Raw genomic sequence first — 20,483 nt, 5'->3', positions numbered from 1 at the left:
TTGTTCATTGTAATGCAAAAGCGCGCTGTTACCAGCAGCAATGCCAGTTATTTCCGGCAACAAGGTAGACAAAACATCCTGCAGAGCCAGACAAATATTTAAATGTTGCAGATTAAAAATCTGAGTCTCATAGCACTGCTAAAAACGCAATCTGACAATAAACAGTTTCCAATGCCTGCCTGGACCAATAGAATAATTGTCATACCCCAATAGTTTGTCGTAGGTACTGCGTGAGTGAGCTAATTCTTTACACCACTGAGGATGGCCAGAGTAAGATCCAGCTGCGGGCTGATAGCGGCACTGTATGGTTAACCCAGTTGGAAATGGCAGAGTTGTTTAGCGCTACCAAGCAAAACATTTCGCTGCATTTAAAGAATTTGTTTGCTGATGGTGAATTGAGTGAGGATTCAGTTGTCAAGGAATCCTTGACAACTGCCCTGGACGGTAAGCGTTATCGCACAAAGCTGTACAAGCTTGATGCCATTTTGGCGGTGGGCTACCGGGTGCGTTCACCGCGTGGTGTGCAGTTCCGCCGTTGGGCCAGTACGGTACTCAGTGAATACCTGCACAAAGGTTTTGTCATGGATGACGAGCGGCTGAAAAACCCTGACGGCCGCCCTGATTACTTTGATGAAATGCTCGCGCGCATCCGCGATATTCGTGCCTCGGAAAAACGGTTTTATCAGAAAGTACGCGAGCTATTTGCCCTTAGCAGTGATTACGATAAAACCGATAAAAGTACCCAGCAATTCTTTGCCACAGTACAAAATTTGCTGTTATATGCCGTAACACAACAAACCGCCGCTGAGCTGATTTGTGCCCGCGCCAACCCGGATGACAACCACTTTGGTTTACTCAGCTGGAAAGGCGATAAAGTGCGCAAGCAGGATATTTTGATCGCCAAAAATTACCTGAGCGAAGATGAAATAGATACGCTGAACCGGCTGGTGGTTATTTTCCTCGAAACCGCTGAGCTTAGAGCGAAAAGCCGCATTGAAACCCGTATGGCATTCTGGCAGCAACGTGTGGGTGAAATTATTAGCAGTAATGGCTTTCCATTATTGGCAGATGCCGGCGCTATTAGCCATGCCAAAATGGAGCAGCTAACTCAGCAGCGTTATGCCGATTTTGACCAGCGCCGGAAAACGCAGGAAGCAATAGCAGCCGAGCTTGCCGATGAAGCCGAGCTTAAAACGCTGGAAAATAAACTGAAACACCGACCAACACGATAAGTTTAAGCTACCACCGGCTTAAACCGGTGGCAGCAAGGTTTAAGTGTTATCTACCTGATAGTCAGCTGCGTTTTATCCGCCTGCCAGGTAATTTTTACTTTTAACTGCTTAGCGGCTTTATCGTACCAGGCCACATTTTGCATCCGGTTAAAGCGGGCCTGCTGCGGTGCCAATTGAATATAGCGACCATCAACGCTGATATGCTTAGGCGTGGCCGTTTGGTTATGCACCACCAGCGTTAACTCACGGCTGTCTGGTTTACCGGGGTAATCGCCGCTGCGACGCAGTTCAAATTTCTGTTCGCCATCCTGCTGCAGATAATAAAAGTTCAGCAACTCAAACTGGCCTTTGGCGATGGCGTCCGGCGTTTTGCCATCGTCTTCATACATTTCACCTTTGGCGCACTCTACGCTTGGGTCGGCGTAGTAATGCAGAGTCAGTTTATTACTGCTGTAATCCTGTGTGCTTTGTACCGCTGCAGTCATTGGTACAAAACTACCGGCTTTTACCAGCACTGGTATAGTGTTAATAGTTACCGGCACCCCGACTTTGTTACTACCGGCATAGCGTTTGCCGCTGAAATAATCAAACCAGACGCCACCGGGTAATTGCACCGGCCATGAAGTTACACCAGGTTCGGTTACCGGCGCGACTAAAAAGGCGTCACCCCAGAGGTAGCTGTTTTTCTCATCCATCAGTGCTGTATTCGCTTCGTTGGCGACACTGTCTTGATAAAAGAATAGCGGCCGCATTAATGGCATGCCGGTCAGGCTATTTTGATACGCCAGCGTGTAGTTATATGGCAACAGCTGATAACGTAAATTTAGCCAGGGCCGCAGGGTTTCTATGGTGTCGCTATCGTGAAATACCATTTCCGGTGCGATATGCTCCTGCGCATGTGGCCGGTATACCGGCTGGAACACGCCGTATTGCAGCCAGCGGATATACAGTTCTTTATCGAATTGTTCGCCACCGGCAAAGCCGCCTAAATCAGAGTGGATATAGCCAAAGCCAAACAAGCCCATGCTCAGCGCCAGTTCTACCTGCGGTTTTAAACCACCCCAGCTGCGCTCAACGTCTCCTGTCCAGGGTACCATGCCATAGCGCTGGCTGCCCGGTGCGCCTGCCCGCATCATAATAAAAGGCCGCTGCAAGGGGAAATCACGGCGCATGCCGTTGTACACCATATCGGCCCACTGGTGGCCGTAGGCATTATGCACTTCGTTGGCCATGCCAATAGCATGCACAGTATCATCCGGGTGTACTTCAGGCTCGCCTAAATCGCCCCAGACACCGGCCACACCCTGGTTGGCCAACCCCTTATAAATTTGCCAGAACCAGTCTTGCGCTTTGGGATTAAACACATCAATTAAGCCGGTATTACCGAAGTAAAAATCAAAGGTTTTCGGTTTACCATCTAAACCCGCTGCTATAGCTCCGGCCGCTACCGCTTCCTGCCAGCGTTTTGAGCTGGTAAGTACAAAGGGCTCGGTAACTAAAATGGTGTTAACGCCATCGGCTTTGAGATCGGCCAGCATTGCTTCCGGTTGTGGAAAGGCGTTTTTATCCCAATCCAGGTTACCCATATGGCCCTGAATATCCGGGCCAAACCAGTATAAATCCAGCACTAAGGCATCAAGCGGCAGCTTTAACTCACGGAACTTTTGCACCACAGCCCGGGTTTCTGCCTCGTTGCGGTAACCAAAGCGCGAGGCATAGTTACCTAAGGTCCAGCGCGCCGGTAGCGGTTGGCGGCCGGTTAAGGCGGTGTAGTTGTTGATTATTTGCGGATAAGAATCGCCTGCAACAACCACATAGCTGCTGCGGCCGCCCTCAGCGCTAAACTGCATAATGTCAGGCTCAGTGTGGCCAAGATCAGCTTCGCCTTTGGCTGAGTTATCAAACAATAACAAATAGTTATTGCTCGACATAACGGCAGGCAGGCTAAAGTACATCTGGCTGGACTCTGTGGTGTAGCCATAATGGGCTTTGTTATACAGCGGGAATTTTTGCCCGCGCCGGTCCATACCTAACACGCGCTGGCCGCCGCCCAGCAGTTTTTCGCCATCGCTTAGTGCAAAGCGAAAGCCGTGCTGTTGTTGCTGCGGATGTTGAAAATAACCTTGCTCTTCGGCCAGTAGTAACTTGCCCTGATAGTAGTAGCTTAGCTGCAACGGGGCTTTGTTAATTTTTACTGTTAAACTGGCCGAGCCCAGTGTTAAAGCGGCAGCGCTTTCGGTCAGGCGTAATTGCTGCGGTTCGCTTAGCTGGCTAATTGAAAACGACGGCAGTTGTTTTACGCCTTCGCGCTGATAAAACGCTTCTACTACATCGTTTTGGTAAAATGTCAGGCTAAGCTGGCCACTATCGGTTTGAATAGTTAGCGTATTACCCGTAAGGCTATGTTGCTGGTACTGTGCCGCCTGTGCTGCAACAGTGCAGCACAGCGTGAATAAAACAAAGAATAACCGCTTCATATTAAAGCTCCAGAATAACCGATGCCAGCGGTGCCAGTTGCAGCGCCACTGTTCCCGTGCCGTTTGCTACCTGCAGGCTGTATTGTGTATTGGTTAACTTGTCGGTTAACGGGTATTGGCCATCGGTTAGCTGCCATTTTGCAATAAGTTCTGTGGGCACTGTTAAGCTAAAACTTACGTTATTATCGCTGTTAAAGTGGCTAACAATCAGCAGCTTTTGCTTATCGTTATAACGGGCAAACGCCAGTTGTTGTTCACTGTAGGCTGAGCCAGCAGCCAGGTTGGCACTATGCAGCTCAGCGTACTCACCCATTAGCGCCGGTGCGTTGGCGGTAAAGCTAAGCAGGGTTTTGTAAAAGTTATGCAGTGCCAGTTCGTCAGCACTTAAGCCGCCGCCATCAAACTTGCCGCCGTTCATCCAGCGCTGGTGGTGTGGTACGCCCCAGTAATCAAAAATGGTGGTGCGGCTGGCTTTACCAAAACCGGCATCGTCAGCACCCGGCTCGCCAACGTCCTGACCAAAGTACAGCATGGTGGGCGATGTGCTGATCGTTGCGGATACTACCATAGCTGGCATGCCTTTGCGGGCATCACCGGCAAACTCCGGGCTGGCAATACGCTGCTCGTCGTGGTTTTCTAAAAAGTGCAGCATATGGTGTTCGATGTCGGCCATGCGCTGCTGGGTTTCTATCAGGGCAGAAGTAGGGCCTTTGCCCTGCATCACCAGTTTCAGGCTATCGTAAAACTCTACTTTGTCGTACAGGTAATCCATTTTACCTAAGCGGATATAATCGCGGTATAAATGTGGCTGATACACCTCGGCCAGCAAAAAGGCATCGGGGTTTTTGTGTTTGATATGCGAGTTTAAATAACTCCAGAATTCTACCGGCACCATTTCGGCCATATCATAGCGAAAGCCATCTACGCCTTTATCCAGCCAGTATTGCGTAATATCACGGAATTTATGCCAGGAGTCGGGTACATCTTTACCCTGCCAGAAAGCATAATGTGCCGGCCAGTCTTTGTCGGCGTAATCTGCCGGTAGCTTGTCAAAGTCGTAGCTGCCGTCCGGGCGTACACCATAGTTAATTTTTACTGTTTCGTACCAGTCATCAAAATCTGGCTGCGCTGCACGCGAGCCATTGCCGGTCCACTTAGCCGGTGTTTCATTAAACCTGCCATCGGCTGCAGGGTGGGCTTCTCCGCCCAGTACTTTATAGCTGGCAGGAAAGGCCGGTACACTAAAAGGCTGGCCCGGTACATAGTAAAAGTTATTGTCGCGGGCATATTCCACGCTGGTGTCATCATTGGCACCAAAATCAGTAACACCTGCCGGGTTTGACAACGATTGATAAGCACGTGCCACATGGTTGGGTACGATATCAATCAGCACTTTCATATCGTGCTGGTGCGTGCGTTTAATTAAGGCTTCAAACTCGGCTAAGCGGTTCGCCGGATCGGTGGCTAAATCGGGGTTAACGTTGTAGTAGTCTTTTACTGCGTAGGGTGAACCGGCTCGGCCTTTAATTACGTCCGGGTCGTCATGGCTAATGCCATAAGCGCTGTAATCACGCACCAAAGCATGGTGTGGTACACCGGTATACCAGATATGGCTGGTGCCCATAGCTTTAATGGCACTAAGGGCTTCTGGCGTAAAGTCAGCAAATTTGCCTACACCGTTTTGCTCCAGCGTGCCCCAAGGGGCGTTGGTGGTGTTCTGGTTACCAAATAAACGGGTGAATACCTGATACACCAATACTTTATGTTCTGCAGTATTCACAATAGTGGCATTATGCTCTGTGGGTTCTGCCTTAACAGGCGTGGCTTGTTCCGGTGCTTTGCCGCCGCAGGCCAGCAGCATACTGCCGGTAAGGCTTAGCAGCAGAATAGTGGTTGCTTTGTTCATCTGTCTACCCTGTATTGTTCTATTTGTGCTGTAAAGTAACCGAGTGTATTACAGCTGGCTTGCCTTTTTATGGTGCATACGTATGCAGGCATGGCCATAAGGCTTATCAACTAAGGTCGCATCCCGCTTTCTTTCCGCATTGTTTACACTATGCTGTAACAGAATCAACTTGTTATCGCCATTTTGCGGAGCTTGTCTATGTTTAACTTTAAGCTGAAAAATAAAATGCTACTGCTGGCAGTTTTGCCAATAGTAACAGTGGTATTAGCGCTGATGCTGTTGATATACAGCCAGATGCGCACTATGGGGGAAGCAGAAGTTGTACAGTTTCGCGCTGATATGATGCACGAAAAGCAAAATGCCCTGGAGCACCATGTCGCTATAGCAATAACGGCAGTGGCACCCTACTTTAGCGGCGGTGAGCCATCGGCAGAGCAGCTGGATACTGCCAAGGCGGTGATCCGTGCCATGAAGTTCAGCGATGACGGCTATATGTTTGTGTATGATTTAGCTGGCGTAAATATAGTGCATGGCTCCAATGCCGCACTGGAAGGACGCAACCTGATTGAGTTAAAAGATCCCAATGGGGTGCTGTTGATCCGCGATTTAATTGAGGCCGGTAAAAAAGGCGGTGGTTTTGTTACCTATATGTGGGATGAGAAAACCCGTGGCGGCTTAACACCCAAACTGGGTTATGCCGCGCCAATGTACAATAACCGCTGGATTTTGGGCTCGGGTTTTTATATCGACGATATTGACCGGCGCGTGGCAGAGCAAGAGATTCAAATCAGCGAACGTATTCGCAATACTCTGCTGCTGATTATTGGCGGCGCCATAGTTATGCTGGTGCTGGTGGTATTACTGGCATTATTTGTGGCAAATTTAGTGGTGTCGCCACTGCAAAAAGCCTCAGCAGCATTGATTAACATCGGCCAGGGCGAAGGCGATTTAACCCAGCGGCTGCAGGTAGAAACTTCCGATGAAGTAGGCGAAGTTGCGCGTGGTTTTAATGAGTTTGCGCAGAAAATCCAGCAGCTGGTAAACGAGGTAAAACAAGCTGTGCTGGCCCTGAGCCATTCCGCTTCTACCATGCAGCAAATTGTGCGTTTAACTGATCAGGATGCGGGCAGGCAAAAGGCTGAAACCACTCAGGTGGCAGCAGCGGTGTACCAGATGTCTACCGCCGTGCAGGAAGTGGCTGGTAGTGCCGGTTTGGCTGCCAGTGCGGCGCAGGATGCAGATAAAGAAGCGGTTGGCGGCCAGCAAAGTGTGTCACTTACCATCAGTTCAATTAATAAGCTGGCAGATGACGTAAACCGCGCCGGTGATGCTATTGAAAAACTGGGCGCCAATGCCGATCAGATAGGGTCGGTGGTTAATGTTATCCGCGGTATTGCTGAGCAAACTAACCTGCTGGCGTTAAACGCGGCAATAGAAGCTGCCCGTGCCGGTGAGCAGGGCCGTGGCTTTGCCGTAGTAGCAGACGAAGTACGTACACTGGCAACCCGCACGCAGCAAAGCACTAATGAAATTCAGCAGATGATTGATCTGTTTCAGCAGGGCACCCGTGATGCCGTGCAGGTAATGCAGCGTGGTAAGGAGCAATCGCTGCAAACAGTCGCTCAGGCCGATAAAGCCAGTGAGTCGCTGCAAACTATTACCAAATCGGTGAGCACCATTACCCAGATGAATATTCAGATTGCTACCGCAGCCGAGCAGCAAACGGCAGTGGCAACTGATATCAGCCGTAGCATTCATGAAATTGCCCAGTTGGCCGATCAGGCTGCGAATAATGCTTCTGAGCTGGCAAAATCGACCGACGAGCTGGGCACTATTGAGCAACGCCTTAGCGCCCTGGTACAGCGGTTCCGCGTTTAAGCTGCAGGTATCTTGTGCGCCGGGGCGGGTAGTTCAGCCAGTGGCCGGCGTACAAACCAACGGCCTAGGTGCCACAGCAGCCACAATGACAACAGTGGAAACACCAGAGTTTGCAGGCTGTACACTACAATTAACTGAATTAGCTTTTCTACCATATTGTCGGAAAAGCTTTTAACCGCCGCAAACATATCGTTGGCCTGCGCGGCCATTTGTTTCAGCCAGCTTAATGAGCCTTCATCACCGCTTTGCAGCGGCTGATCAACCCGTTGTAAAGCCGCTGTTTCACCGCTAAGCGCTGCTTCTGCAGCTATACGCTGCGGCTCCAGCACCCAATCTGACAATTCGGCCACGCCAAAGGCTGCCAGTGGCACACCAATGCGGATAACCAGCAGCAGGGCAATAAAAATACGTAACAGGTAGGTGGCAGTGCCGCGCCAGCCTGGCGGGCCCAGCAATAACATAACGGCCGACAGCAGAATGCCGGTGCCAAACAAGGGCAGGGCCGCCAGTTTGCCAAACTCCAGCAAAAACAGCTGCAGGCCAATAGATGTCATGGCCAGCACCATTAAATCAGAATAGCGTACTGCCATATCCTGCAGCGGCTTTAACAGCTGGCCGGGTTTTATACTGGCAACGCCAACGCCAACCTGAGCTTCTGATACAAAAGCTATACCACGGTCAATTAAGCGGGCAGTGGCAAAAGAGGCACTGCTAAGCATTAAGCTGCGCTGCAGCGCGCTACTTGCTCTGTCATCCAGCGGTGACAGCGCCGGGTTTAGCAGCCGTTGTTGCAGTATACCGCTATAAATACCGGCAGAAAGTGCCAGCAGAAGCAGCAACAACGCAAATAAACGTTGGCCAGGGCTAAGGTTGGTTAGTTGTTTCATGGCAGCCTCCGGTTAACAGCATGGCGGACGCCTGCTTAAGCCAGTATTAACCATTTTGCTATCCGGTAACAGCATTGCAGTTAAAGTAAAGGCGCCCTGAGGCGCCTTACGGTTTAAAACGAATAACTGACACCGAGCATAATATTGTCGGCCTTATTACCTTCCAGATGATAGCGGTTAAACACAGCCTGCAAGGCGATGTGCTCGTCCAGCGCATAACTGGCGCCAAGCGCCCAGTAGATGTCGGTGTCGCTGGTTTTGTAGCGGATCAGGTTATCACCGGCGGTGCTGTTGGTTTCGCTGTCCCAGGCGAATACCCCGGCCTGCACAGTAGCCGACCAGCCGACATGTTGCCAAACGTGGTAAGACAAGCCGCTGCGCACACCTTTTGCCAACATAGGGCCAATGTCTGATACTGCCTGATGAAACGCTTCCGGGGTCAGTGTTTCACCGCGCATGCTGACACTGGCGTCGCCTAAGTCAACATAGTGCGCCTGTACTGCCAGCCGTGGCGTGAAATAATAGCTAAGCCCCAGCGCCCAGCTTTTACCGCTGTCATCATATTGCAGTAATTCTGCGTTTGCAGGTAGCTGGGCAAGGATCTCTGATGTTGACTGTCTGGTGGTGCTTTTACCAAACATAGCATCAAGCGACCAGTTTGCCTGAGTATTAAAACTCAGCAGCGCCGCTAACAGCAACACGGGTTTTAGCAGCATTTTGCGCCGCCGGCCCAGTGCCAGCCCGGCCAGTAATAACAATGGCCAGCCGTTTAGCGCACCACCAGACGATTTATTTACCACTGTAATAACCTCATATGCCGTTATTGATATTGTCACTGTGCCATTAACACTGCCGCCGCGCTGATCGCTTACTGTAAAACTGATGGTATCAGTACCGCTATAGCCTGCTTGCGGGGTGTAGCGCAGGGTTTGTGCCGCAGTGATTGTTACGCTGCCGTTCTGCGCGCTGGCACTGCTGACAATAAGCGTGTCGCCATCCGGATCACTGGCGTTGGCCAGCACATCAATGTCAATCGCTGTTTTATCATTAGTGCTGGCTGTTGCATTGCTTACCAGTGGCGGCCTGTTGTAGTACACCTCCACTGTAACTGTGGCACTGGCGCTACCGTTATTACCATCGCTGATACCATAGCTAAGGGTGTCAGTGCCGATAAAGTCTTGCGCCGGGGTATACAGCAATGTCTGGCCATCATCACTGATGCTTACACTACCAAATGCTGCTGCAGCCTGATTAATGCTCAGCGTATCCCCATCCGGATCGGTGTCATTTTGCAACACTTCCAGAGTATGACTTTGGTTCCATTGTACTGAGTAGTTATCGTCTGCGGCTATTGGCAACTGGTTACCATTTAGCGCAACGGCAACACCACCCGGGTCAACAATAGTGCCGTTAGCTAAACCGTCGGCATCGTTCGGGCCGCCATCTTCAATGGTAAGCTGAATACACCAGTGGCCGGCTGTTAAACCCGGTTGCCAGCTGCTGCCGCCAGGCGGTGGGCAGAAGCCCGGTTCGCCGGCAGTACTAAACAACTGGTTGCGCGCGTTTTGTACAAAGTTAGTCCAGCCGCTGGCAGGCGTAAACTTACGGTAAACTGCGTTTTGTGGCACAGGTTGCCGCTGTGGTAATACCAGCGCATAACTGGCACCGGCAGTTGGCAGGTTGCGCAGAATAAAGTCAAAAGTACCGCCAATATTAGTGGCCTGCATGTCTGGTTCCAGCCATTGCATATCAGCACCGGTTAGCTGAATGCCGCCGGTATTGCTAAGCGCCGCGGTAGCACCTTTACGCAGGCAGATACCCGGTTCACCTTCTGCTACGAACTGGGTTACAGTTATCAGTTGCTCCGGCATTACGTTACAGTCAAAGCCTGGGTCCAGGTAATCCGGAATTCCATTGCCGTTGCTGTCACCCAAACCTTCGACATTGTCCGGGATCAGGTTGTTGTTGCTGTCGCTGCCATCCAGTACCGGCAATACATCCTGTACCAGCAGGTACACTTGCGCAGTATAGCTTAGTGGTTCTGCTGCATTATCTGTCGCGGTTAGCGCTATCTGATAAACGCCACTGCTCAGGTTTGCCGGGTTAAATACAAACTGCGATATATCGTTCGAAATATTGGTCAGTGCTGCGTCAGCCTGCCACTGCAGGCTGACGGTATCGCCAGGGTTAGGATCAGTAACCTGTGCGGCAACAGTAACCTCACCGGCAGTTTTGCCCACGGTCAGCCGGATTTGATTTTGCTGCTGTGCTTCCAGCATAACCACAGGAGCCAGATTAGCTTCTGTCGCCGTAATGGTTGTGCTGGCATTGGCGCCCAGGTTCAGGCTGTTGCTAAGCGTAACAACAATATCTTTTTCTGTCTGGGTAGTTAAATCAGCAAAGATATCGAAGCTGATGCTGGCACGCAGGCCCGAACTTATTTGCACTGAACCGGCGGCCAGATTGTGTTCCGTTACCGCACTGGCAGAACCACTTACACTATAAGCCACCTCAAGCGGATAGGCCGGAGCCGGGCCATTTAGAATAACCTCAATGGTAACGGTGCTGTTGTTAATAACCGTTTGCGGCTTGCTTAGTGACACCAGAGGATTAATTTGCAGCAGCTGGGTAACCGTGCTGCTAACACCGCTGGCATCAGTTGCCCGCCAGTATAATTCATGGCGGCCTGACGCAAACAGCGGCGAGCCGTTAACTAACGACACTGCCAGCCGGTTGCCATTGCGATCAACTGCTGTAGCTACACCCACATTTACCTTGGTAAACAGGCCGCTGGCATTAACAATTAAATCATCCGGCGCTGTAATTACCGGTGCATCAGGGTTACTGCCGTCTATTTGCAGGGTAACTTTTGCCTGATCAGTTAACTCACCGTCAGTAATGCTGTAGCTGAAGGAGGCAGTACCACTGAAGTTTTCCGGCGCGTTAAATTGCAGCTTATTGGCCTGAATACTCACCAGGCCAATACTGGCTTTGGCAGCGGTAATGGTTAAGGTATCGCCATCCGGATCAGTATCATTTGCCAGTACATCCAGCAGGTAAGTATGGTTACTGCTAAATGGCAGGGTGAAATTATCATCTACCGCTACCGGAGCAGCATTAACAGCAATAACTTCAATACTAAATGCCGCTAAGCTGGCGCTAAGTTCGCCATCTGACACACTAATTACAATACCGCTGGTGGTGCCCACATGCTCTTTCGCCGGAGTACCGGTTAGTGCACCTGTGGCAGTATCAAAACTTGCCCAGGTAGGCTTGTTTTGAATACTGAAGGTCAGGGTATCATCATCCGGATCCGTGACAGTTGGCACAAAACTATATGCCTGCCCCTGATCCACAGAGGTAGCCGGTGAGCCTGAGATTTGCGGTGCAGAATTAGCCGGGTTGGGCGTAACACTGTTAGACGCTGCAGAAGCAGCACCGGTACCGGCAGAGTTAGTTGCCGTTACGGTAAAAGTATAAGGCGTGCCATTAGTTAAACCATTCACTACCAGAGGCGAGCCAGCACCGCTGGCTGTCAAGCCGCCGGGGTTAGACGTAGCAGTATAACCGGTAATATTAACGCCACCGGTATTTACCGGTGCGGCAAAAGCAACGCTTGCTGTAGTATCACCCGCAGTGGCAACAACAGCTGTTGGTATGCCGGGCGCCACCGGGTTAACCGTAAAGGTTCTGCTCACCTGAGTAGCCGCTAAGTAGCTGCTATTACCTGCCTGATCAGCATTAATGGTACACATACCTGCGGTAACGAAGGTGAGTGCACCGCCCGATGTGATGGTACACACGGCAGGTGTGGCTGAGGTAAAGGTTGGCGTTAAGCCGGAATCCGAGGTCGCCGTTAGCGTTGGTGTAGTACCAAAATTCTGCGCGCCCGGGTTATCAAAGGTGATGGTCTGGATAGCCGCAGGTGTTACCGAATTGGATGCCGCCGAAGCCGGGCTGGTGCCCGCAACGTTGTCGGCAGTCACGGTAAAGGTATAGGCCTGACCATTAGTTAAACCATTAACGACAATCGGGGAAGCAGTACCGTTTACTGGCCCAACATCTGGTGGGCTGACGGTCACGGTATAACCCGTGAGGGTTATTCCACCGGTGTTGACAGGCGCTGTAAAGGCAACGCTGGCCTGGGTGTCACCAGCAACCGCAGTTCCTATCGTTGGTGCAGCTGGTGCTACAGGGTTAACGGTGAAAGAACGACTCACCTGGCTGGCAGGTAAGTAGGATGAGTCGCCTGCCTGGTCGGCATTGATAGTACAGGTACCTGCCGTCACAAAAGTTAACACACCGCCAGTGGTAATCGTACAAACACCGGTAGTTGAGGAGCTAAATGTCGGCGTCAAACCGGAATCGGATGTCGCCGTCAGTGTAGGCGAAGTACCAAAGTTTTGTGCGCCAGGGTTATTAAAGGTAATCGTTTGCGGCGCTGCCGGTGTAACAGAGTTTGAGGCCGCTGATGCCACACTGGTACCCGCCGAGTTAGTTGCCGTTACGGTAAAGGTATAAGCCACACCATTGGTTAACCCGCCTACCGTAATCGGAGAGCCTGCTCCGGTGCCGGTAAAACCGCCGGGGTTAGACGTAACGGTATAGCTGGTAATTGGCGCACCGCCGGTATTAGCTGGAGCGGTAAATGCTATCGAAGCCTGGCCATTGCCGGCTGTGGCTGTGCCTATGGTAGGGGCGTCAGGTACTGTTGCACCATTAACCAGCACAGCAGCGGTACTGCCGACATTATTAAGCACCAGATTCATGTTATTGCCGGCGCCATCTTGTAGCGTACCGCCACTGGCGTCAATCACAGCCGCAACAGTAATACCGTTAGCATCCAGATCTCCGCTTTGCACAATGTAACGAAATACGATAGCAGACGAACCACTGCCGCTAAGGTAACTCGCGTAGCGTGTGGTTACTCCTACAGTAAGAGCTATCCGCGGTGTTCCACCATTGGTATCAAGAACGATGTTTTCGTTGGTATTAACAGTAAAATCAAGGCTTTGGTTTGCAAGGTAGGTGCCGTTTGCAGGCACACTTACACTGGCAACCACCGGTGCGGTATTGTCTACATCAGCATTACTGGTATCGGCTGCGGTAGCAGTGTTACCTGCATTGTCTGTAGCAGTAACTGACACATTGCGAGCACTGGCTTCTATTGCTCCGGCAACAATAGTGTAAGTAGCTGTCCATGTATTTGCATTGTTGCTGGCGGCAACTGTACCGCCACCAAATTGGCTGAAGTTAACTGTCACGCCGCTAATGGTATCACTATTGTTATCTCCGCCTGCAGTATTGTTCCAGCTTGCGGTTACGGTGTCGCCAATAATATAGGCGCCACCCGCTCCGGTACCACCGGAAATACTGATCCGCGCATCGGTTACTGTAGGTGCCACGTTATCTACAGTGGCATTACTGGTATCAGCGGTAGTGGTAGGGCCATTCGCATTGCTGGCGGTGATGCTGACATTACGGTTAGTAGCATCAATAGCGCCTGCTGTAATGGTATAGCTTGCTGTCCAGATACTTGCATTATTAGTTGCAGCCACAGCGGCACTGCCGCCAAACTGGGAAAAGTCTGCAATAACGCCGGTAATACCGGCGTTATTGTCGCCACCAGCGGTATTGTTCCAGATTGCACTGACAGTATCGCCAATTTTATAAGCGCCACCGGTGCCTGTGGCGCCGGAAATGCTGATATTGCCATCGGTAACGGTTGGAGGCGGAGGGGGTAAAGCTATAAAGCTACCACCAGCAGTTCCCACTGAAGTGGTTATTGTGCCATCGTCATCTCCTCCCCAGTTATTGCGGTTGACAATTCGTGCCAGCCACCCCGCGCGATCAGTACTGCTGGTAGGGCCGGTATAGGCCACATTATCAAATTGTTCTTGCGCGACTGTACCTCCGCCAGGATTGGTAAGTATCCCAAGCGCATTTACACCATCAGTTAATGCATTTTGGCTACCCACGCCATTAGGAATCATAGAATGGATCAACGAATTTGCAGTAATAGTTGTTTGCCAGTATGTCGCGTCGAGATTGGTATTGCTGCTGGCATTAAGACCAAAAATAAAATAAGGATTATTGTCATCATCCTGATAAATAAAAACCTGATCGCCTGATGCCAGAAGGGGATCATTAGCGGAGTAGCCAGAAAGTGAAATCTGAGCTGTTAAATCAACATTTCCTGCAGTGACATTGATTAATGCTGTAGCTGGAGAGTTATCGCCACCACCTAAAGTTAATGTCAATATTGTCCCCGCTTGAACACTAGACACAGTTGTCCAAGTGACAATGCCATCACCTGTCATACCGGTTGTAAATGCATTATTAATCTGATCCCATCCTCTATCAGTAATCTTGATTACTGTCCCTGCAGGGATATTAACTAATGTTGCAAAGGTAATTGTATCGCTAAGTGAATTAATACCTAATACAACCATATCACCTGCATTTATAGTATTAAGCAAATGCGGATAAGATTTATTGATTGGCAGAGTATTGGCCTGAACTGTGCCGATAACAGTTTCCAGTTGCCAGTTCCCGCCTTGTTTTGCATCGCCGGTCCAATCGTCAGAGGCGGCAATACTGGCATTGGTTATACTGGCAATGGTATTTAATAATGCTTTACCTCTTACCCCGGCTGCTACCTGGCAGCCATAAATGTAAATACTGCCATTGGTGGCTAAAGCTTCACCTATAAAAGCTAAGTGATTGCGGGCATTATCAATACTGTCGGCCGACAACCAGGTATTACCTGCCTGAATTTCACCATCGCGGCCATGAGAAATTAAATGAATTTGTGCGATATCGCGCTGATCGTAAAGCTCTTCGGCAATCTGGCTAAAACCGTCGCGGTCTGCTTGCAGGATTCTTAGCTCAGCACCTGCAGGCAGGTCGCCGAGTAGTTGCTGGTGATCTTTAACTGCCGGGTCAACAAAAATCCATGTTGTTTTGTTTACAGGCAGGCTTTGTTCAGCGGCCTGAGCAGAAAATGACATTGTTACCAGTGACAAGCTACACAGCAATAAACAGCGACTTAGGCTATTTATATTTAATGCGGTAGCAGCAAAATTTTTCATCCGGGAACAAAAGCTGTAATCAGACCGTGACATAGTATTTCCTTAGTAAACAATATAGATTTTTGCTGGCGGGTATCCTTTACCCGCCAGCAAAAAAATAAAACATAGTGTTAAAGCCACGGTATATAAAACCGCTGCATATCAAACTTAATTACGGGAGGGGTATATCCCCGTAAGCGCAATAATAAAGTTCATTCCAAGGTAAGGGCTGCGTGTCGGCACAGGTTGATTTGTGCCAGTGTATGTGCCCTGCGCTGTTATATTTGCATTAAATGGCGCTAAGGTGGTGGAGCTACCTGAATTTAGCGGTGCATAAAGGTCGACTTCAGCTCCGACTGCGGTATCGACAGCGGTGGATAATACGCTGTTATTTGTTGGTGTTTTAGATGTGCCGTCGCTGGTATTTGCTGGTATAGCGATAGTTGCGGTACCGGTCAGTGATACATTGAAACTGGGAAGTTGCGTTTGGTTTAGCGTTACCTGTTCTGTGCCTGCAACCTGACCAAGTGTTACATTGCTTAATCCGGGGCTTGTGCCAACGCCGAGCGGGCTGCGGCCTTGCAGATTGGGTAAACCGAAGGTTGAAGTACCGTTACCACCATAAGTTATTCCTAAGATAGAGTATAAGGCAGGGTAAGTTTGAATTGACAGTAGCTGCCCGTGACAAAATGCCCAGTCTTGTGGGGCAAAAGTGCCAGCAAACATCCGAATTTCACCGATAAATGGATCCGCCATATTGTATTCCTTATTCAGAGGTTAATAGTCTAAGTTATGAGGGGTTTTTACGCTAGCTGAATACAGGCTTAACAATAGTGAGGTGTGAGCAATAAAGCAACAATTTGCGTTTGTTAGTAGATATTTTTTAACGGTTTTACCTGTTTTACGGATGGCTACACTGCCAACACATATAATAATGAAAATCTTGTTGCTGTATAATGCTAAAGCCCAGTTTAAGGTATAACGCCAGGGCGCGCTGATTAGTTTGATCAACCGACAGTTTTAGCGGCAGTTGCTGTTTGTCAGCCAATGCCTGTAACGCCTTAATCAGTGTAGTGCCATAACCTTTGCCCTGATGCTGTTGCAATATAGACAAATCCATCAGGCGTATGTCGTGGCTACTGTGATTGACAGTTAATTGCCCGGCGGGTGTATTGTGCAGTAACACAATAAATACTTCTGCTGCGGGGGCTTGTTGCCGGTAAGATGCCTGCTGCAGCTGAAATTGCTGCTCTGCCAAATGTGTTGCTAAAGCCTCTGGTAAGCCCATCTGGCTGAAAACCGGCCTGCTGCTGGCAAACAGCTGCAATAAAAACGGCCTGTCATCTGCTGTTGCAAGGCGCAGCGTCAGATTAAACGGCAGGTAAGGGGTTAAGTTCATCTGCATTCCAGTCGTGGCATTGTAAACGTAGTAAATGATATTGCTGCGCCAGTTCAGGGCTGCAGTCAGATGCTGCCGGTTCAGCCGGCCGGTATAGCTGGCCGCTGTTTTTAGCATCTAATTTCAGGTGCTGCTGCCAGGTCATTATTTCGCTGTCGCTTAGGGCTAAACCGGTAAGCTGTTGCCACTGCGCATTGCTAAGTTGGATCAACTGCTGATAATCAATCAAAGTGCTGTTGCCGGTTTTAACAAGTTGTGCAGTAAATTGCATTAACTGCGTCAATTTTTGCTGTTGATAGGTAATAAGATCTTCGGCCTGGCAATTGTCATCAAGCCAGACTGTAACGCGTTGTTTCACCATATGGCGGCCTGCTTCATGCTGGTGTGAGCGTAATATAGCGGCCGGTTGTCTTATCAGGCACAGGTTTTTTGCATCGGGAAATGCAGTTTGCCACAGGCGCCATTGTTGTAAATCCCAGGCATTGGTTTTAATAATGATGCTGGAACATTCCGGCCAGGGGCCGCTTTGCAGATGCACCAGCAATTGCAGTAGCTCTTTGGTTCTGTCTTGCCAGACCGGATCGGTTAACACATCGCTGATTAACATAGACTCTGACAACACCAGACAACCGGCAACAGGCATCATACTGGATGCCAGCAAAGTTGAGCCGGTTCTGGACCAGTGAAATATCAACAAGGCAGGTGCCACTTTGGCAGGGGTTGCAACAGCCAGTAAATCCGCTAGCAGGCTGTAAGGCTGAATCAATGTCGCCAGCAGGCTCTGGCGGTTTGCGGCGATATAATCGGCCAGAAAAGGCTGTTGTGGTTTTTCGTTGGCCAGTAGCCAGCGCACGCTTTGTTGGTTTGACTGATAAGCATAAGGAAACCAGCAGCGGTTAAATTCTGCGCTTGCCGGTACTACTGCCCGGGCATTTTGCTGGCGCAGAAAGGTAAGCATTTGTTGTTCTGTCAGATCCGGCCAGTCAAGATAGCGCGCCAGCAGATCGCAAAAGTGGGCCATGCTGTGTTGTGCCGCCAATTGTTGCAACTGTTGGCGGTTGTGTAACAACTTTATATAGCGTTGTGTCAGGTCGTTCATTGTAGCGGATAGGCATTAACGTATTGCACCATTCTTGGCTTAGCCGCCCGGTTTACACTGGCACCATGTGGCAATGCCTGATGCCAGATTATTAAATCTCCTGCTTTAGCTGCGATGGCTTTGACCGGCCAGGCTGACCAGTCTTGTTGCTGCATTTCGAGCTCTGTTTTGTTTTGAGCGTTGATCCAGTTATCTATTTGCAAGTGGAACCCCGGCACACAGCAAAATGCGCCTTGCTGTTCTGTGGTATCGGTCAGGTAAATCAGGCCCTGGGTTGCAAAACTAACTGGTGCGCGCAGTGGCATGTCCCAATGCATATCTGGCCCCGGAAATGTCCAGTTAGCCGTTTGAGGCGGGTTAAAGCTAACCCGGTCTGTACTCATTACCAGATCGGTTCTTTGCCAAAGCTGCTGAAAAACCTGTCGGATCAGTGGCACTTGCCGGTTTGCATCTAAAGCCGGATGCCGGAACAATGGCAGCATAATCTTTTCTGATTGTGCCTGATGTTGATACCAGCTGTCAGGCTGTTCTGGTGAAGCCTGCAGATACTGCCAGATAGCCTGTCGGCTTTGTTCACATTGTTCCGGTGTTAACACTGCCGGCACCACCAGATAACCATGCTGCTGCCAGAATGCCAGTTGTTGTTCCGATAGCACTGAAGGTATTGCCATACGTTGTTGCCCAGCGGCCAGTTCACGCAATTGTTGGTTGATCTGCTGTTTTTGCGCTTCAGTGAATGATAATTGCCGCACTTCCTGCTGTAACTCAGACAGCCTGTTGCAGCGATATAACAGCTGTAAACCAGGATGCAAGCCTAAACCTGCCAGATCCAATAGTGCTCTGTCGATTAACCATTCGTCCGCTGGCAATACGGTGGGGAGTTTTAACTTTTTGATCTGAATTTTTTGCCACAATCTGTAGAAATGGAATAGTCCTTCGACACTCAGATCATCGCTTCCCACCAATGGAAAGGTCAGGCTTTGATAATCTAACTGCCACAACGGAGTTTGCCCGAACTGATAACTAAACTCCAGCACTGAGCCGGGTTGAAGCAACAGTCGCTTACGGTATTTTGCCAGCGTTAATTGGCTTTGTTTCTCCACCAACCAAAACTGCTTATAGACTTGAATTTCAGTGCACAATTTAATATCTACAGGGCCTGGTTCAAATTCGGGCAATAACATGCTGCTGTGTAATACCCCGTTTTGGCCTTGCGCCATAGCTTTAGCAGTGTCCAAATTCAAACAAAATACAGGCCCTAAATGATGACTTTGCAGCTTTTGCCTGTACTGCCATTCCAGCTCTGCCGACAACAACACCTGTTGCGGGATCAGGCTGCCACCTGCTGCCAGACAGCGTTGTAAATTAACGAATATTTGGATCTGTGGCTCCTGCTCCAGAAACTGATTCATGGTTTCAGACAGGACTATGTCATAGCTGTGTTCCTGCTGAGGCCGCCATGTAGTGGCATCTGCACAGACCCAGGCTGAAATATGATCTTCAAGCCCGAATGCCTGACAAATTGCACAAAAACTGTCCAGTGACGCCGGGTGAATATCCAGCGCAGTGATCTGTACCTGCTGCGCAGTAAACTGGCCCAGCATGGGAAGTACCAGCCAACCCAACGGGCCCGTACCTGCATATAATAAGCGAACCGGGCGCTGTGGTGTCAGGCGTTCCTGCACAGCCTGATAAACAGCCTGCATAAACAGGCGGCTACGTTCAATATCTTCGGCACATTGTGCAGCAGTGGTTGGAGAGACAGCTTTGCCATATGGAGTTAAGGTAAATTCCTGATCAAGGTAACAATCCGGGTGTAAATCCAGTGCCAGATGGTGGCAAAGAGTGGCTAAGAAAGGCGTGATTAGCGGGCTGGCGTCTGCTGCACCCTGACATTGTAATATCCCGGTGGAAAACTGTGATAACAACTCTTTCGTCAGCTTTGGGCTGCTAAGTACTCCGCCGTGCATAAACGTGCTCCTTTAAGTGATCATTTACTACACAATCCAGTACCAAATTAATGCGGGGCTCAGAGCCTTTATTTTCGACTCTGTGTACCTGATCAGCATTGATATACCAAAGCTCACCTGCCTGCATAGGCACTCGTTCATCATTCACAAAAAAATTTAGCTGCTCATTGGTTTGAAGAGGTAAATGTAGCCGGGCTTCTCCATGCTCCAGACTTAAACCATGATCGCGGTGGGGTTTAATTTCAGCACCGGGGTGTAACCGCATTAATCTGACCGACTTGAGTGAATAAGGCAAATTAGTAGTAAAGCGCAATAATGCCGGGCTTTGTTCAAGTGCAGGCAGGTTTTGCCAGGCTTCTCCTGCTGCGATAGCAAAGCTTTGTAAAATACCGTGACTATTAAAGTGTTGCGTAGCACAGCGTAGAGCTAATACATCCCAGCCGCCCTGATAGTCCTGTTTATTAACATGTGCATGCCACTGCTGCTGCAGTAACAGGCTGAGTTCCTGCTGCATTTGCAGGTAATCAGGCACAGTGCCCAGCAAGGCAAAACTACAAATAGTCAT

11 protein-coding genes are annotated in these 20,483 nt (G+C 49.9%); 2 read left to right on the top strand and 9 right to left on the bottom strand.

From position 1 onward, the window contains the following. The first annotated feature begins 230 nt into the window (after positions 1-230). Positions 231-1,232, top strand: coding sequence for a virulence RhuM family protein (locus tag J3B89_RS14180; protein ID WP_215398261.1), 1,002 nt, complete (start codon positions 231-233; stop codon positions 1,230-1,232). A 50-nt stretch (positions 1,233-1,282) separates the two neighbouring features. Here the strand turns inward: J3B89_RS14180 and J3B89_RS14175 are convergent, their stop codons facing one another. Together J3B89_RS14175 and J3B89_RS14170 are read right to left on the bottom strand one after the other, a co-directional pair. Beyond that, the gene (locus J3B89_RS14175; RefSeq protein ID WP_215398260.1) at positions 1,283-3,709 is read right to left on the bottom strand and encodes a glycoside hydrolase family 31 protein; all 2,427 of its coding nucleotides are present in this window, start codon (positions 3,707-3,709) and stop codon (positions 1,283-1,285) included. A 1-nt stretch (position 3,710) separates the two neighbouring features. Continuing rightward, positions 3,711-5,615, bottom strand: a complete 1,905-nt coding sequence (locus J3B89_RS14170) for an alpha-amylase family protein (RefSeq protein WP_215398259.1) — start codon at positions 5,613-5,615, stop codon at positions 3,711-3,713. 198 nt (positions 5,616-5,813) lie between these two features. Between J3B89_RS14170 and J3B89_RS14165 the strand changes: the two genes are divergently transcribed. Then, entirely contained in the window at positions 5,814-7,493 is a 1,680-nt protein-coding gene (locus J3B89_RS14165; RefSeq protein WP_215398258.1) for a methyl-accepting chemotaxis protein, read from the top strand. Here J3B89_RS14165 and J3B89_RS14160 read toward each other — a convergent pair. The 7 genes from J3B89_RS14160 to J3B89_RS14130 form a co-directional block, all read right to left on the bottom strand. Next, entirely contained in the window at positions 7,490-8,380 is an 891-nt protein-coding gene (locus tag J3B89_RS14160) for a hypothetical protein (protein WP_215398257.1), read from the bottom strand. The two genes, J3B89_RS14165 and J3B89_RS14160, sit on opposite strands and share 4 nt — an antisense overlap. A gap of 113 nt (positions 8,381-8,493) precedes the next feature. Beyond that, a complete protein-coding gene (locus J3B89_RS14155) occupies positions 8,494-15,504 on the bottom strand; it encodes an Ig-like domain-containing protein (protein WP_215398256.1) in 7,011 nt (2,336 codons plus the stop codon). 114 nt (positions 15,505-15,618) lie between these two features. Next, a complete protein-coding gene (locus J3B89_RS14150; protein WP_215398255.1) occupies positions 15,619-16,206 on the bottom strand; it encodes a phage tail protein in 588 nt (195 codons plus the stop codon). 145 nt (positions 16,207-16,351) lie between these two features. Beyond that, positions 16,352-16,849, bottom strand: a complete 498-nt coding sequence (locus J3B89_RS14145; RefSeq protein ID WP_215398254.1) for a GNAT family N-acetyltransferase — start codon at positions 16,847-16,849, stop codon at positions 16,352-16,354. Continuing rightward, positions 16,821-17,948 carry a hypothetical protein gene (locus J3B89_RS14140; RefSeq protein ID WP_215398253.1) on the bottom strand — a complete coding sequence of 376 codons (1,128 nt, stop codon included), beginning with the start codon at positions 17,946-17,948 and terminating at the stop codon, positions 16,821-16,823. Before J3B89_RS14140 ends, J3B89_RS14145 begins: the two co-directional genes overlap by 29 nt. Continuing rightward, positions 17,945-19,918 carry a phytanoyl-CoA dioxygenase family protein gene (locus J3B89_RS14135; RefSeq protein ID WP_215398252.1) on the bottom strand — a complete coding sequence of 658 codons (1,974 nt, stop codon included), beginning with the start codon at positions 19,916-19,918 and terminating at the stop codon, positions 17,945-17,947. Before J3B89_RS14135 ends, J3B89_RS14140 begins: the two co-directional genes overlap by 4 nt. Then, a complete protein-coding gene (locus tag J3B89_RS14130; RefSeq protein ID WP_251372440.1) occupies positions 19,899-20,483 on the bottom strand; it encodes an aspartyl/asparaginyl beta-hydroxylase domain-containing protein in 585 nt (194 codons plus the stop codon). Before J3B89_RS14130 ends, J3B89_RS14135 begins: the two co-directional genes overlap by 20 nt.

It is taken from the genome of Rheinheimera oceanensis (assembly GCF_018831085.1).
Taxonomy (GTDB): domain Bacteria; phylum Pseudomonadota; class Gammaproteobacteria; order Enterobacterales; family Alteromonadaceae; genus Alishewanella; species Alishewanella oceanensis.
This window is presented reverse-complemented; position numbering and strand designations above follow the sequence as displayed.